The sequence below is a fragment of the Sphingobacterium paramultivorum genome (assembly GCF_014109745.1).
Taxonomy (GTDB): Bacteria; Bacteroidota; Bacteroidia; order Sphingobacteriales; family Sphingobacteriaceae; genus Sphingobacterium; species Sphingobacterium paramultivorum.
In genome coordinates, this window is record NZ_CP058555.1 from 5,385,622 (window position 1) to 5,401,150 (window position 15,529).

General features: G+C 39.7%; 12 protein-coding genes. 8 read left to right on the plus strand and 4 right to left on the minus strand.

Annotated features, from left to right (window positions below; translation table 11 throughout):
• The first annotated feature begins 79 nt into the window (after nt 1-79).
• Together HS960_RS22440 and HS960_RS22445 are read left to right on the plus strand one after the other, a co-directional pair.
• On the plus strand, nt 80-991 hold the full coding sequence (locus tag HS960_RS22440) for a sugar phosphate nucleotidyltransferase (RefSeq protein WP_153844332.1): 912 nt from the start codon (nt 80-82) through the stop codon (nt 989-991).
• 98 nt (nt 992-1,089) lie between these two features.
• On the plus strand, nt 1,090-1,773 hold the full coding sequence (locus HS960_RS22445) for a TIGR02117 family protein (RefSeq protein WP_182330660.1): 684 nt from the start codon (nt 1,090-1,092) through the stop codon (nt 1,771-1,773).
• Nucleotides 1,774-1,884: 111 nt separating this feature from the next.
• On the opposite strand, the gene dnaK is transcribed toward HS960_RS22445, so the two are convergent.
• The 3 genes from dnaK to HS960_RS22460 all read right to left on the minus strand — a co-directional run bounded on the left by dnaK (nt 1,885) and on the right by HS960_RS22460 (nt 7,486).
• Nucleotides 1,885-3,789 carry a molecular chaperone DnaK gene (dnaK, locus tag HS960_RS22450; protein ID WP_153844330.1) on the minus strand — a complete coding sequence of 635 codons (1,905 nt, stop codon included), beginning with the start codon at nt 3,787-3,789 and terminating at the stop codon, nt 1,885-1,887.
• A 132-nt stretch (nt 3,790-3,921) separates the two neighbouring features.
• Complete coding sequence (locus HS960_RS22455) at nt 3,922-4,806, minus strand: GLPGLI family protein (RefSeq protein ID WP_182330661.1); 885 nt, start codon at nt 4,804-4,806, stop codon at nt 3,922-3,924.
• Nucleotides 4,799-7,486, minus strand: coding sequence for a TonB-dependent receptor (locus tag HS960_RS22460; protein WP_182330662.1), 2,688 nt, complete (start codon nt 7,484-7,486; stop codon nt 4,799-4,801). Before HS960_RS22460 ends, HS960_RS22455 begins: the two co-directional genes overlap by 8 nt.
• A gap of 227 nt (nt 7,487-7,713) precedes the next feature.
• On the opposite strand from HS960_RS22460, the gene HS960_RS22465 reads away from it, so the two are divergent.
• From HS960_RS22465 to HS960_RS22480, 4 genes are all read left to right on the plus strand, one after another.
• Complete coding sequence (locus tag HS960_RS22465; RefSeq protein ID WP_153844327.1) at nt 7,714-8,268, plus strand: thioredoxin family protein; 555 nt, start codon at nt 7,714-7,716, stop codon at nt 8,266-8,268.
• A gap of 572 nt (nt 8,269-8,840) precedes the next feature.
• Nucleotides 8,841-9,155, plus strand: coding sequence for an MmcQ/YjbR family DNA-binding protein (locus HS960_RS22470; protein WP_317167953.1), 315 nt, complete (start codon nt 8,841-8,843; stop codon nt 9,153-9,155).
• A 144-nt stretch (nt 9,156-9,299) separates the two neighbouring features.
• Nucleotides 9,300-10,496, plus strand: a complete 1,197-nt coding sequence (locus tag HS960_RS22475; RefSeq protein WP_227550063.1) for a PCMD domain-containing protein — start codon at nt 9,300-9,302, stop codon at nt 10,494-10,496.
• A gap of 5 nt (nt 10,497-10,501) precedes the next feature.
• Complete coding sequence (locus HS960_RS22480; protein WP_227550062.1) at nt 10,502-11,257, plus strand: porin family protein; 756 nt, start codon at nt 10,502-10,504, stop codon at nt 11,255-11,257.
• 100 nt (nt 11,258-11,357) lie between these two features.
• On the opposite strand, the gene HS960_RS22485 is transcribed toward HS960_RS22480, so the two are convergent.
• A complete protein-coding gene (locus HS960_RS22485) occupies nt 11,358-12,320 on the minus strand; it encodes an isopenicillin N synthase family dioxygenase (protein ID WP_153844324.1) in 963 nt (320 codons plus the stop codon).
• Nucleotides 12,321-12,596: 276 nt separating this feature from the next.
• Here HS960_RS22485 and HS960_RS22490 point away from each other — a divergent pair, with 276 nt between their 5' ends.
• Entirely contained in the window at nt 12,597-13,037 is a 441-nt protein-coding gene (locus tag HS960_RS22490) for a MarR family winged helix-turn-helix transcriptional regulator (protein WP_075995002.1), read from the plus strand.
• A 40-nt stretch (nt 13,038-13,077) separates the two neighbouring features.
• Complete coding sequence (locus tag HS960_RS22495; protein ID WP_159727410.1) at nt 13,078-15,507, plus strand: 3-hydroxyacyl-CoA dehydrogenase/enoyl-CoA hydratase family protein; 2,430 nt, start codon at nt 13,078-13,080, stop codon at nt 15,505-15,507.
• Nucleotides 15,508-15,529: the final 22 nt, after the last annotated feature.

Consider the following 15,529-nt stretch of genomic DNA (forward strand, 5'->3'; position numbering starts at 1 on the left):
ACTTAGCTAGATTTGCTTTTAAGGGCAAATTTAGCTAAGTTTGCGGACGAAAAGAAAATTCTATTAACGCAATTTAAATATGAGTAAACCAACCCTTTTGATTTTGGCAGCAGGAATGGCTAGCCGGTATGGTTCTTTAAAACAAGTAGACGGTTTTGGCCCACACGGCGAGACAATTATTGACTATTCAATTTACGATGCCATTCGCGCAGGATTTGGAAAAGTTGTATTCATTATCCGGGAAGAATTTCTGGAAAAGATGAAATCGGTATTTGATGAAAAATTGAAAGGTAAAATAGAAGTAGATTACGCTTTTCAAGATTTTGACCTAACGAAATTCGGTGTTAGTCACGTTATCGAAAGAACTAAACCTTGGGGTACTGCCCATGCGGTGATGAGCGCTAAGGATAAAGTGCATGAACCTTTTTGTGTAATCAATGCAGACGATTTCTATGGCTCGGATTCTTTTCAAAAAATGGCCCAATTCTTAACAACCGAAGTCTCTGATGAGCAAATGTCATTGATGGGCTTCCAGGTAGGAAATACCATGTCTGATTATGGTTATGTTTCACGCGGAGTATGTGAGGTTACCCCTTCTGGACACATGGAAAGTGTAACTGAACGTACAAATATATACTACAAAGGTGAAGGTGACGATCGTAAAATCGTTTATGAAGAAAATGGTGTTGAAACAGATCTAGATCCAAAAACCCGTGTTTCGATGAATTTTTGGGGTTTTACACCAAAGATTTTCGAAGTGGCGCAGGCGATGTTCCCTGCATTTGTTGAGGAAAATAAGGAGAATTTAAAAGCAGAATTTTTCATTCCTTCCGTACCGGATTATATGGTGAAACATAAGTTGGCTGATTTTAAAGTGATCCCAACGTCTTCGAAATGGTTTGGCGTAACTTATAAAGAAGATAAACCTATCGTACAAGAATCGATTTCGAAATTAGTAGCTGATGGAATATATCCTGAAAAGTTATTTTAAGAGCTAAAAGAAATAGCTTATATTGAACCTGTATTGTCAAGCAATACAGGTTTTTTTTGACCTGTGGGCTAGATTAATTGAGCGGAAATAGATCTTAGATGAAAAAAATTCTTAAGGTGTTTGGTTATATTATTTTAGGATTGTTGTCTTTTTGTGTGCTCTATATTGTTGCTGAATACAGTCTGTCAAGGATTTCGGCTCCAAAGAAGAATATAGACGAAGAGAAGACGATTCAGGTTTTTGTTCAGTCCAATGGTATTCATACCGATATTGTATTGCCTGTCGTTAACGAAGATATGGATTGGTCGCAACTATTTCCTTATGGGAATACAGTTGGGAAACATAGCGGATATCGGTATGTGGGTATCGGTTGGGGTGATAAAGGATTCTATTTGGATACACCAGAATGGAAGGATCTAAAAGCATCGACGGCTTTTGTTGCTGCCTTTGGATTGGGGGAGTCTGCCATTCATGTGACCTATTACAATTCGGTTCAACAGGATGAGTTATGTTTTGCTTATCAAATCAGTAGATCCCAATACCGGGATCTGATAAAGTATATAGAAGATTCGTTGGATCGAAATCAAGCGGAAACTATTTTGGTGAAAACAGACGCACAGTATGGTGACTCAGACGCTTTTTATGAAGCAAAAGGAGCCTATAGCATGTTTTATTCCTGCAATACCTGGACAAATAATGCCTTAAAGAAGGCGGCTATGCCAGCAGGTATATGGGCGACATTGGACAAAGGAATATTAAGTCACTATAAGCATAAGAAGTAGCTAGAAATCCATAAGCAGGATCTCGTTGAATGTGAAGTGAGATAGTGAAAATGATAGACATAAAAAAAGCTCCAGGATTAATCCCGGAGCTTTTTTTATGAGGAGGAGTGATTACTTCACTTCTTCGTAATCTACGTCAGTTACATCATCACCACCTTGGTTTCCACCTTGAGCTTGACCTGCATCACCTTGAGGTTGTTGTGCACCACCTTGAGAAGCAGCATACATTTCTTCAGAGGCAGCATTCCAAGCATTTTGCAATTCTTCGGAAGCAGCGTCGATATCAGCAAAGTTTTTCGCTTCGTAAGCAGCTTTTAATTTTGTTAAGCCAGCTTCAATTGGCGCTTTTTTATCTGCTGAAATTTTATCGCCATATTCTTTCAATTGTTTTTCAGTTGAGAAGATTAAAGCGTCAGCTGCATTTACTTTGTCAGCTTCTTCTTTCATTTTTTTGTCAGCATCAGCATTTGCTTCAGCTTCTTCTTTCATGCGTTTGATTTCGTCGTCAGACAAACCTGAAGATGCTTCGATACGGATATTTTGTTCTTTTCCAGTAGCTTTATCTTTCGCAGATACTTTGATGATACCATTCGCATCAATATCAAAAGTAACTTCGATTTGAGGAACGCCACGAGGAGCTGGTGGAATGTCATTCAAATGGAAACGGCCGATTGTACGGTTTTGGGTTGCCATAGGACGCTCACCTTGTAAGATGTGAATTTCTACAGATGGCTGATTGTCTGAAGCAGTAGAGAACGTTTCCGATTTTTTAGTTGGAATTGTTGTATTTGCTTCGATCAATTTAGTCATCACACCACCCATTGTTTCAATACCTAATGAAAGTGGAGTAACATCCAATAATAAAACGTCTTTTACTTCACCTGTCAATACACCACCTTGGATAGCAGCACCTAAAGCTACAACTTCATCAGGGTTTACACCTTTAGAAGGTTCTTTTCCGAAGAATGCTTTTACAGCTTCAACGATTGCAGGGATACGAGTAGAACCACCTACTAAGATAATTTCGTCAATATCAGATTTGCTGAAACCAGCATTTTTCAATGCAGACTCACAAGGAGCAATTGTTCTCTTGATCAAGTCAGCTGCCAAAGCCTCAAATTTAGCGCGTGATAATGAACGAACTAAGTGTTTTGGACCAGTTGCATCAGCAGTGATATATGGCAAGTTGATTTCAGTAGAAGTTGCGCTTGATAATTCAATTTTCGCTTTCTCAGCAGCTTCTTTCAAACGTTGCAATGCCATTGGATCTTTTTTCAAGTCAAAGCCATTGTTTTCACTTTTGAATTCTTCGTTCAACCAGTTGATGATTACGTTATCAAAGTCATCACCACCTAAGTGTGTATCACCGTCAGTAGATTTAACTTCAAATACACCGTCACCTAATTCCAATACGGAAACGTCATGTGTACCACCACCACAGTCAAACACAGCAATTTTCATGTCTTTGTGTGCTTTGTCCAAACCGTACGCTAAAGCTGCTGCTGTAGGCTCGTTGATGATACGTTTTACAGATAAACCAGCGATTTCACCAGCTTCTTTTGTTGCTTGACGTTGTGCGTCGTTGAAATATGCAGGAACTGTAATAACAGCTTCAGTTACTTCTTGACCTAAGAAATCCTCAGCTGTTTTCTTCATTTTTTGAAGAATCATTGCAGAGATCTCTTGTGGTGTATATTTGCGGTCATCAATTTCTACACGAGGTGTATTGTTGTCACCTTTAACGATATTATAAGGTACGTGTTCAGCTTCTTTCACAGCTTCATCGTATGAAAGTCCCATAAAACGCTTGATGGAATAAATAGTTTTATGCGGGTTAGTAATTGCTTGACGCTTTGCTGGATCCCCAACTTTGCGCTCGCCACCTTCTACGAAAGCTACGATCGAAGGAGTTGTACGTTTACCTTCGTTGTTCGTAATTACTACAGGCTCGTTACCTTCCATTACGGCAACACATGAGTTTGTAGTACCTAAGTCAATTCCTATAATTTTAGACATATCTTGTGTTTTAATTTTTTACTTAAATAAATTCTATCAGTCTATTATCAACCCTTATGCCAATCCAAAAGTTTTGTAAAAAAAACACTATTTGTCATCAATTTGTCTTTAGGTACTGCCAAACTGACATTTTCAATACACCAGTTGCTCTAATATCCTTTTTTTTGCTGACTCGTTTTGGCGATTGCGTGGCATATATCTGCCAAAGATTTCCGAGAATTCGGCAAGTTTCATTTTTTTTGATTTCTTATCCCGCCAATCAGAAGGAACAAGTTTATTGGTATAGGCGATATTTGTAGCCCAATATTGAATGTGCATTTCTGGGATGACAAGACCCAATATCATTCCCGGGAGGCCATGACTCAAGGCTGGTCCTGCTGATACTGGGATTTCTTCCGAATAGTAAGCAATTAGATAAAGTGAGTCTTTGGTGGCGCCGTTGACTCTACGGCAGTTTACACCAGCAATATTGCGGAACTCCTCCGTGAAACGCCAAGTGATGCTGTCCAATGTTTCCGAAAGAATGTATTTTTCGTCGATGTCAAGCTGGATGTCCGCTGTACCACCTTTCAGATCCTGGTAGAGGACTTTGCCATTCTTGTTGGCACCACCTCTAAATTGTCCTCTTTGGTTTCCTCCGATTCGGGTCGCGCCCTGAGATCTGCCCCCTCTGCCATTGGCCGAAGTTATCGTAGGGGCAGCCATTTTTACTTCAGCACGTTGTTTTTCGGTACCCTGGCTTTCCTCGGGCATCAACACGGTAGAATTCTCATCAAAGTAGAAGTTTAATTTTTCTGTATGTGAATCCGGTACCTTGTCGAGATATTCGACCATTCCCATACCTCTGTCCATCCCTTTCGAGCTCATGTCGTTGGACATCTGCCGTATGCGTGCTTTTGTGTAGGTGACTTTGTCAAAACTAATGGTACCCCTACTTCCAAAATAGGCGTATTGCGCCTGAAGCGATAAGCCACACAAACAGCAGATGATTACGGTTAAATATATTTTTTTAATCATTTCCTTTCCCTAGATATTTGTTAAAATCCCATTTTACACCGACCAAGAAATACTGTGTCAATACCTGTTGAACGGATTCGGAGTAGTTGGTATCACTCGCATTACGGCGTGTGTTGTTAAACGTATTGAAGAGGTCAAAGGCCTTTACACTGAGTGTCATGCTCTCATCTTTCAGTACTTTTTTCTCCAATTCGATATTGGTATAAAATTGATTGATTGATTTCTTATAAAGTTTCGTAGGTCCTGTATAGCTATAGAAGATGTTGGCCATGATATTAAACTTCTTCGGTAGAAAGTATTTGACATAGGCTGAGGTCCCACCTTGAAAACTTGTTGCATTGTATTGTGTGTTGATCGAGTTTTGCTGGATATTAAAGCCTGCGTTTGCAGAAAGGTCGAAATCGAATCCTTCTGAATCTTGCTCATTTAAGCTTGAACCTAGGCTAAAGTTGGTATTCTTTGCATTGTTCAGCAGAAACTCGCCGCCGGATTGTCCGCCTTCAAATTTGGTGTAGCTATAGCTGTTGTTAAATCTAACGTTTGCACTTTTGTTAAAATTGATACGACGATTGGCCAAGGGCTGCATATGGTTGATATTCAGACCGCCATTCCAGTTGGATTTACCGGATAGATTTTCATAAGTACTAATCTGGGCAGAGTTGTCCAGTATGGTTGTTTTGTTGACAATCGGATTATTAACGAAAGATAAGTTTCCGTTGATATTGATATTGGTTCCTTTCAATAAACTGAAAGCATTATAATTGGCCGAAATATTATTGTTCACCGCGCGTTTTAGGTCCGGATTACCAACTTGTTGAAACAAAGGGTTGGTTTGAGGTTGCAGTGGTTGTAGCTGATCGAAGGAGGGGATGATATTCGAACTTTGATAAGCTAAACGTATATTTTTGCTATTTGAAAGGCGATAATTCGCATCAACGTTTAAATTGTTGTCCCAAAAATTCCGGGCGAGATCGATTGATCTGTAACTATCATTTAACTTTTGATTCTTGTAGAACGTACGGTTTGAAAAATTGATTTCCAGCTTTTCTTTACGATAAGAAAAGTTAATATTAACACCTTGATTGGTGTTATTGTCAATCTGATTTTGAGAATACAGTGAATCAAACTTTTGTGTGATATTGTCTGTCGAATTTTGTGTGTTCGTATTCTTCGAATGATTAAAGCTATAACCTAGCGCCAAATTAATGTAATCGCTGATTCGGTTATTGAAGTTAATTGACGAGTTGAAGTCATTTCCGCTATTCCGTCCGTGCCGGTCTTGGTCAATAATTGTGCTATCTCCTGTTTTGTAGAAATAGGTTCGCGAATAGACTTTGCTGTCTGAATTTGACTCTTTATGGTTATTCCCGACCATTAGGTTTACAGAACGACCCGCTTTTAATCGTTTTCTATAATTTAAACGGAAATTATTGTTGGAGCTTGAAGAATTGGATTGATTGTTCTCCCTAAAGTCGCTGATCGGATTACCTGATCCGTCGCCCGTTTTGCTGTCTGTATAGGTTAGATTAGAATTGTTGGCCCAATTGGCATTGGATTGAAGTTCCATAGTTTGCGTGGAATCCAGTCGCATGTTAAGGGTTGACCTTAAACCATTACTTCGACTATGCCTTTCATTATCGTTTTTGCTGTTTTTTTCCTGAATGGACTCGTCTGGTAGTACATTCTTATTGTAAGTCTCCGAGTGATTCCTGTTGCTGTTGTTGTCGTAACCATAGTTGGCATTGACTTTTAGGGCTTTTTTGAAGAACTGATTTTCATAATTGGCACCAAGGTTGGTGTTCAGTGGTGCGCCCGTAATTTGGTTGTTCATCCGTAGAGAGCCTTCACGACCGCTTGAACTACCCATGTTGTTGTGACTCGCGGTGATGCCAATCCGCTCAGTCTTATTAAATTTGGCCGCAAAGAGATTTCCCGCATACAATTCTTTTGATCCAGCCAATGCTTCCATGTTTCCAAAGACACCCTTTCTTGCTTTCTCTTTGAGTACAACGTTAACTGTCTGGATTCTTACGCCATCATCGATACCTGACAGCTCAGCCTCCTCCGATTTTTTCTCATAGAGCTGCACCTTGTCAACGGCATCTGCCCGTACATTTCGAATGGCTATTTTAGGATCATATCCAAAAAATTCTTCCCCATCAATAAAAACCTTCTGTACTGATTTCCCTTGAGCAGTGATACTTCCGTCTCCCGTAACCGTAAAACCGGGTAGACGGCGTAGTAAATCTTCTAACTTCGCATTCTTTTCTGTTGCAAAACTCGCCGCATCATATTCGATGGTGTCGCCTTTCAGTGTAATTGGAAGACGTCGGGTGACAATCACCTCCTGCAAAACATTTCTTTGGGAATTTATTTTGATATCATGCAAATCGAGATCTTTGTCTGCAATTTGGATCGTATCACTATATAGTTCAAACTTGGGGTACGTGGCCAAAATAATATAGCTCCCGGGTTTGATATTTTTGACCTGGAATTTTCCCTCTTCATTGGCTCGGTTAAAATAACGGAGGACTGAATCGCGGTTCAGTAAAATAATAGAAGCATTGGTCAGGGGCTTGTCATCCGCCTTGTCTAGAATTCTCCCCTTGATGTTTATTTGGGAGTAAGCACTGTTGATGACGATAAATAGTAAAAGTATTAATTGAACTAATCTTTTCATGTACGGGTTGTATCTTTCAAATATAATTTACTTAATCGTTAATAAATGTAAAACATCTCTTCTGAATGTAAAATCTTTGGTATATAAGGTAGAGGAAATCACATTTTTTCTTGCTGTACATGTACTTTTTGAGCATCATTTTTTTTATTGCATTCAATACAGATTGTTGGCGGAAGGTTTTTTGAAAAAGTTAGAAGTAAAATTTACCTTTGCACAAAATTGGTATTATGACGTTTGAAAATTACTTACAACAATTCGAAGATATCTTAAATCATCCTGAGAATCACCCTACCTATCAAGATGATGAATATTATCAGTACACAAAAATGAACTGGACAAGAATGGGCCGTTGGTTAAAACGCTTTGAACCAACGTCGACTTTTGAACAATTTGTGGAGTCAATTACTGAAAAGCAACAATGGATCATTATTACTGAACCTTGGTGCGGGGATGCAGCGCATTCGGTGCCTATGTTGGCGAAGATGGCCTCAAAAAATCCCAATATTACCGTGGATATCCAACTGCGTGACAGCGCTCCGTTTCTGATCGATTCTTATTTAACCAACGGAGGTAAATCTATTCCAATTCTGGTGATACGTAATGAACAGGGACAGGATTTGGCTGTCTGGGGTCCAAGACCGCAAGCCTGCCAGGAGCTGTTTTTGAATATGAAAGCGCAAGGGGCAGATTTCTCCGAAATCAAAGAGGAGATTCAAAAGTGGTACAATGCCGATAAAGGAACCGAAATCCAAAAGGAAATCCAGGCTTTGCTAGAAAAATAAGAAAAAATACATCTTTATAATAGACTGGCAATTTTAAAGTTTAACCGGATAATCATCTCAGGAGTAGACCTGGTCTTTCCTGAGCATGGTTTGAAAAAGTGAAAGAATTCGCTGTAACAGTCCGCGTTTAACTTTGGTATATGTAAGCCTATTTCAGTATAATATATTCTGCCTTTTAACGCTGCTTGTTCGGTGCTTCCTCGGTACTTGTTCGGTACTCATTCGGAGCTTCTTCGGTTACAAGCGAAGAAGCTCCGAATGAGTACCGCTTCATATCCGTCGATAATTCCTATAAAGGCCGAAGTTGTCCTATCCTTTTCATTGTCTAATTCCAGTTTATTCCGCATTTGTTTTTCTTTGTATCCGTATTGCTTTATTGCCAATAGATTTAATATCGCCTTTGCTAAAGATTAAAAGATTTTAAGTAAAACGACCCGCTGTTTTTGTTAGCTTTATATGAATTATTGCCCATTTTATGGTGGGCATTCAGATTAGCTTAAGCGATAACTAAAACTAAAAAAAATATGAACATTGAAGATCTGAGGGAATATTGTTTATCTATTGGACCAGTTATGGAAGAGACGCCATTCGGTCCGGATGCACTGGTATTTAAGGTTGGCGGCAAGATTTTTTTATTGGTGGGACTAGATCAGATTGATCAGCTGCGGTTTAATGTGAAGTGTAATCCCGAATGGGCAATCGAACTGCGTGAAAGGCACGAACACACAGTGCTTCCCGGGTATCATATGAATAAAAAGCATTGGAATACCATTATTGCCAATCGGGAACTTGATGATAGAAAGCTTGAAGAGTTGATTTTGCATAGCTATCAACTTATTGTCGAAAGCCTGCCCGCGAAGATTAGACAAGAAATTAGCGGGCGCTAAGTGTGTTTTACGTGTAAAGAATTAGTTGCTTGGTGCATAAAAGGAGTTAAAAGAGCTGTTTTTGGAGCGAGGAATGGTAGCTTTGCCAAATCGATGTATCGCTCAATAACATCGATCATTAAATTTACACTAAATATTATTTTTATGAAACGAACACGAAATTACTCGTGGGTAATCTGTTTTATGCTTCTTTTCAGTTTGGGAAGTTGTATAAAGGAAGAAGCGCTTAATATGGAAGCGGATATTGTCGGTGTTCATGCCGATGAAGATGTCTTCTTGCTGAACCCGGTCATCTCAAATACGCAAGTTACACTTTATCTTCAGCCCAATATTCATGATCTTACCAAGTTGAATATGACTTTTGACCTGACTCCTGGTGCCTCGATTGAGCTTTTGAAGGATTCTTTGAAAATGCCGGTCGGAACTCAGGATATGAATAAAGTAATCGTTGATGAATTGCTAAAAAACGGCGTATATTATAAAGTTACGTCCGAAGATCATCAGTTTACAAAGAACTATCTGATTAAAATTGTGAAAACAGATGGTGGATTTGTTCCAACAGAATATGGTTTTGAAGATACGGCGATCGATAAGGATGATAAATACACCATATTTTATAATAAAATTGATGGTCAGGATTTCTATAATTGGGCTTCCGGAAATCCAAGTTTCTCCTTGACACTGAGCTTAGGGGGAGGTACAAAGGAACCCGAATCATATCCTACTAAAACGAGTTCGGATGCACATTCAGGATCGAAAGCGGCTTTATTGGAAACGAAGTTGACCGGTGCTTTTGGGGCGATGTTCAAGAAACCTATTGCTGCCGGAAATCTTTTTATAGGAGCGTTTGATACGGGACCTGTATTGACAGATCCGCTGTCGGCAACGCAGTTTGGTCTTCCTTTCAATCAGATACCGTTGGTTTTGGAAGGTTACTATAAATATAGTCCAGGCGCGAATGTGACGGATGAAAACATGAAACCGGTCAATACCAAAGATTCCTGCGATATCTATGCGGTTTTTTATAATCGCAAGCAGCTGATGGATTCGGAACCTGATCCGAAGAAGAAAGTTTCCTATTTGACCGGACATAATATTTTGAAAGATCCAAGTATAGTGGCTATAGCCAGGCTGGAAAATGGTGGCGCAACAGCGACCGATGGTTTTGTCAAGTTTACATTGCCATTTAAGTACACAGCGAAAGTAAACGATGCTGACGTTGCCAATTTGGATTATAGCATTGCTATTGTGATGTCTTCGAGTAAATATGGTGATAATTTTATTGGTGCTGTCGGTAGTAAGTTAACGGTGGATGATCTCAAAATTGTAACGAAGAAATAATGAAAATGATAAAATATACAATCGCACTGGCTGCGATGGTTTTGATAGGATCTGTTGCAAATGCTCAGGAAAATACATCGGATGAAAGTAAATTAGGCTTCGATGTGATGGTTGGCGGTAAGATCGGCGGAGCAGCACCACTATCGTTGCCACGTGAAATCCGAAAAATTAAAAGCTATAATCCGAATGTTCCCTTTTTTGTCGGAGCAAGGGCAAACTATCATATTGATCCCAAATGGGGAGTATCTTTGGGACTCGTCTTCGAAGGAAAGGGAATGGATACAAAAGCGAGTGTTAAAGGATACAAGACGACATTCAATGCTGTGAATGATGCAAAAGAGGAGCTGAGAGGTTATTATACGGGTGATATTACAACCAAAGTGCATAATCTGTATCTGTCTGTGCCGATTCAAGCTACTTATCAGCTTTCAAATCGTTGGAATGTGCAGGCAGGTCCTTATATTTCTTTTGCGGTAAGAAAGCAATTCTATGGCGAGGCCTATAATGGCTATCTTAGACATGAAGAACCTACTGGAAATAAAATTGTTGTGGATAATGCCGATTATGATTTCTCGGAGAGTGTTAGGAGTATCGATGTTGGTATGAGTTTGGGGGCACATTATGCTATCGACAAAAGATTCTTTGCGTTGGCACAGTTGGATTATGGCTTCAATAATATTATGAAAACTGGATTTGAAAGTATTAGTTTCGGATTGCATAATATCTTTATGAATGTTGGTATAGGTTATAAATTGAAATAGTTTTCATATCCGTAAAAAAGAAATGGTCGATCCTAGGATCGACCATTTCTTTTTTATATGCTGTTTTGCTCATTTAAACCAATTTAAATGATGCGGAGTCTTACATTTTTAATCCGATTTCTCTTAATCGTTCATCCAGGTACTGACCAGCGGTATAATCTTCGTAGACCTTCGGGTGTTCCGCATCGATGCAGGAATCTAATGAAGCCAAACTCATGGAGGATTTTGGATGTAAAAAGAATGGAATAGAAAAACGGGAAGTACCCATTTTTTCACGTGGCGGGTTTACTACGCGATGCGTAGTAGATTTCAACTTATTGTTTGTTAACCGTTGTAACATATCACCTACATTGATGACGATATCTTCACCTTTGGCTTTGATAGGGAACCATTCTCCGTCTTTTGTCAATACTTCAAGTCCATCTGCACTAGCCCCAATCAATAAGGTGATGAGGTTGATATCTTCGTGAGCGCCTGCACGTACGGCATCTGGAGATAAGGCATCAGGATCGCTGATTGGGAAGTAGTGTATTGCACGTAGAATAGAATTACCATTGATAACATATTTTTCAAAGTAATTTTCTTCCAGATCGAGGTAGGTAGCAATCGCTTTTAATAAGTCCCGGCCTGTATCTTCTAATTTTTTATAGACCTCCGCTGTCACACCGTTAAAGCGGGGTATTTCGGCCACTTCGGGATTGTCCGGAAAATCAGCTTTGGAGTATTCTTCACCAACGATCGTTTGACCGCGTTGCCAAAATTCCTTTAAATCAGGAGTCTTCGCATCTTTCGCTTTTTCTCTTCCTTTTGCTGTATAGCCACGTTGGCCTGCAAGTTCTGGAAATTCATATTGTTCCTTCGTCTCGGTCGGCAAACCAAAAAATTCAGGAACTACCTGATATAACTCTTCAATCAGCTCTTTTGATAAGCCATGATTTGCAATCGTTACAAAGCCCGTTTCGTTAAAAGCCTTGCCAATATCTTGGATGAATTGATTTCGTTGTTCTTGGGTTCCTTGAGTATAATGTAGCAAGTCCAAGCGAGGTATGTTTACTAAAGCCATACGGTGTTGATGTTTGTTCAGGACAAAGTTAACGGAATTAATTTTGATTATTAAACAGGAGCTGTTAATAAAAGTTTTATGTTTTGTTTTATTTGGTTGTATTTCAGTGCTTAAAAGTTTTCCACATTTTCTATTATTGGCAAATTCAGCTAAGAAATATGAAGCGCAGTCATGCTGACGAATATATGACAAAATTTATATTTTGGATCTTGTTATTCTGATTACTAACTGGTATATTTGTTATGCAAGCATAATAAATAGCTTGTGAGTACGCTTATGAACCAAAATCAGACAATCGACTATTTTTTAAAAACAGGCTGGCAGACAATTGCCAATAAATATAATCAAATTGCTTCGCAGTACGGTTTTACCCAGGCTGCAGGTTATATTTTGATTAACATCCATAAAGAGGGTACACCTGTTTCTCAGATTGCAAATTTGACAGGAGTTAAAACAACTAGTTTGTCTCGGGTGTTAAATAATTTGGAGTCATTGGGATTTATATACCGTGAAACGAGTGAAACCGACAAAAGGTCAGTAAAAGTATACTTGACTGAATTGGGTCGGGAGAAAAGAAGAATTGCCAAGGATGTGGTGCGTAATTTCAATCAATACTTAGCGGATAATTTTTCAGAAAATGAACGTGATCAATTGATTGCTTCTTTAGCGAAACTCAATGAGCTTGCAACCAGTTACAAGGAAGAAGTAATCGTTTAGAAGTTAAACCAAATGTACAGAAGTGCATGATAAATATGTTATGATGAACAGAAATATTAGAAAAGTGGCGGTTCTCGGTTCGGGTGTTATGGGCTCGCGAATTGCTTGTCATTTTGCTAACATTGGTGTTGAAGTTTTATTGTTGGATATCGTTCCGCGTGAACTGCTGCCAGCGGAACAAGCCAAAGGTCTCACGCTGGAGAGTAAGGTCGTTCGGGACCGAATTGTCAACAGCTCCCTAGAAACGGCTTTAAAAACAAACCCTTCGCCAATTTATAGCAAGTCATTTGTCAGACGTATCAAAACAGGAAATTTTGATGATAATCTAAAAGATATTGCTCATGTGGACTGGATCATAGAGGTTGTCGTTGAGCGACTTGATGTTAAAAAGTCTGTTTTCGAGCGTGTTGAGCAATTTCGTAAACCTGGAACATTGATTACTTCCAATACTTCTGGTATTCCTATTCATTTAATGACAGCGGACAGAAGTGAAGATTTTAAAGATCATTTCTGCGGTACGCACTTCTTCAATCCACCACGCTATCTTCCTTTATTGGAAGTTATTCCCACACCGCACACCAAGCCTGAGGTAATTGATTTTATTCTTCACTTTGGCGATAAGATGCTGGGAAAATCGGTTGTATTGTGTAAGGATACACCAGCATTTATTGGTAATCGTATCGGTGTTTATTCGATGTTGGCGGTTACCCATTTAGTGGAACCCTTGGGGTTGACAGTGGAAGAGGTCGACAAATATACCGGTCCCGCAATGGGGCATCCCAAATCGGCAACTTTTCGTACGGCTGACGTTGTAGGACTTGATACCTTGGTGAATGTTGCCAATGGACTGGCACAGAATGCGCCCGAAGATGAAGCCAAGGGTGTCTTCCAACTTCCAACATTCATCAATAAGATGGTAGAGAATAAATGGTTGGGTGAGAAAACCAAGAAAGGGTTTTATGAAAAAGTAAAAGCTGCCGATGGTAATTCGGAGATTTTGTCTTTAAATCTAAAAACACTGGAATTTGGTTCACAGCAAAAAGTGAAATCAGCTACTTTGGAAGCCACCAAGCCTGTGGAGGATATCCGCAAGCGGATGAAAGTATATGAACAAGGAAGCGATAAAGCGGCGGAACTTTTCCGTGCCATGCATTATCCATTGTTTGAATATGTGTCCCGCCGTGTTCCCGAAATTACAGATGACTTCTTCCGCATTGATGATGCCATGCGTGCTGGATTTGGTTGGGAGTTAGGACCATTTGAAGTATGGGATGCGCTAGGTGTCCGAGAGACCTTAGCTAAAATTAAGGCCGAAGAAAAACGACTTCCAGGTCAGGATGGGGAGGTTGCTTCCTGGGTACACGAGATGTTGGAAGCGGGATGTGAATCATTCTATAAAATTGAAAATGGTGTACGTCACTATTATGATATTGCGACCAAATCTTATAAAGCTATTCCCGGAACGGAAGATCTGATCGTATTGGATCATATTCGGGAAAGTAAAACAATCTGGAAAAATACGGGTGTTTCTATTATTGATCTTGGCGATGGTATCATTAACTGTGAATTTCATACCAAGATGAATACCATTGGCGGAGATGTTATCCAGGGCCTGAATAAAGCTATTGATCTCGCTGAAAAGGAATATCGCGGTTTAGTGGTGTCCAATGATGGGAAGAACTTTTCTGCTGGAGCCAACATTGGAATGATTTTCATGATGGCCGTAGAACAGGATTTTGATGAATTGAATATGGCCGTTCGTGCCTTTCAAAATACATCCATGCGCTTACGCTATTCGTCAATACCTGTAGTCGTTGCGCCATTTCAAATGACCCTCGGTGGGGGCTGTGAATTCTCCATGCATGCTGATTTTGTTCAGGCTCACGCCGAAACTTATATGGGCTTGGTTGAACTTGGCGTTGGTGTTATCCCCGGTGGCGGTGGAACCAAAGAATTTACACTACGTGCCTCTGAGGAATTTAAGGAGGATCAGATTGTTCAGAACACCTTAAAAGATAAATTCCTGACCATTGGGCAGGCGAAAGTGTCGACTTCTGCTTATGAAGCCTATGAACTCGGCTATTTGCAGAAAGATAAATTTGCAATTACAATGAACCGTGCCCGCCTTTTGGCAGATGCCAAAGCAAAGGCACTGGAATTGGCTGATGAGGGTTATGTTCAGCCTGCTCCACGCAATGATATCAAGGTTTTAGGAAACCAAGGATTAGGGATCGTGTATGTGGGGGCTTCATCGATGCGTGAAGGTAATTATATCTCTGATTATGATCGAAAGATCTCAGAAAAACTAGGCTGGGTGATGTGCGGTGGAAATTTATCGTCACCGACCGAAGTGTCTGAACAGTATCTACTGGATCTTGAACGTAAAACTTTCCTCGAGCTTTGTGCCGAACGCAAAACGCTTGAAAGGATTCAATTTATGCTGACCAAGGGTAAGCCTTTACGGAACTAAAAATCACTACTCACGAAAAAAA

What these genes read in the sequence shown, in the direction of transcription:
- HS960_RS22440 (WP_153844332.1), top strand. Translation starts at nt 80, where the DNA reads ATGAGTAAACCAACCCTTTTGATTTTGGCAGCAGGAATGGCTAGCCGG.
- HS960_RS22445 (WP_182330660.1), top strand. Translation starts at nt 1,090, where the DNA reads ATGAAAAAAATTCTTAAGGTGTTTGGTTATATTATTTTAGGATTGTTG.
- dnaK (WP_153844330.1), bottom strand. Translation starts at nt 3,789, where the DNA reads ATGTCTAAAATTATAGGAATTGACTTAGGTACTACAAACTCATGTGTT.
- HS960_RS22455 (WP_182330661.1), bottom strand. Translation starts at nt 4,806, where the DNA reads ATGATTAAAAAAATATATTTAACCGTAATCATCTGCTGTTTGTGTGGC.
- HS960_RS22460 (WP_182330662.1), bottom strand. Translation starts at nt 7,486, where the DNA reads ATGAAAAGATTAGTTCAATTAATACTTTTACTATTTATCGTCATCAAC.
- HS960_RS22465 (WP_153844327.1), top strand. Translation starts at nt 7,714, where the DNA reads ATGACGTTTGAAAATTACTTACAACAATTCGAAGATATCTTAAATCAT.
- HS960_RS22470 (WP_317167953.1), top strand. Translation starts at nt 8,841, where the DNA reads ATGGAAGAGACGCCATTCGGTCCGGATGCACTGGTATTTAAGGTTGGC.
- HS960_RS22475 (WP_227550063.1), top strand. Translation starts at nt 9,300, where the DNA reads ATGAAACGAACACGAAATTACTCGTGGGTAATCTGTTTTATGCTTCTT.
- HS960_RS22480 (WP_227550062.1), top strand. Translation starts at nt 10,502, where the DNA reads ATGATAAAATATACAATCGCACTGGCTGCGATGGTTTTGATAGGATCT.
- HS960_RS22485 (WP_153844324.1), bottom strand. Translation starts at nt 12,320, where the DNA reads ATGGCTTTAGTAAACATACCTCGCTTGGACTTGCTACATTATACTCAA.
- HS960_RS22490 (WP_075995002.1), top strand. Translation starts at nt 12,597, where the DNA reads ATGAACCAAAATCAGACAATCGACTATTTTTTAAAAACAGGCTGGCAG.
- HS960_RS22495 (WP_159727410.1), top strand. Translation starts at nt 13,078, where the DNA reads ATGATGAACAGAAATATTAGAAAAGTGGCGGTTCTCGGTTCGGGTGTT.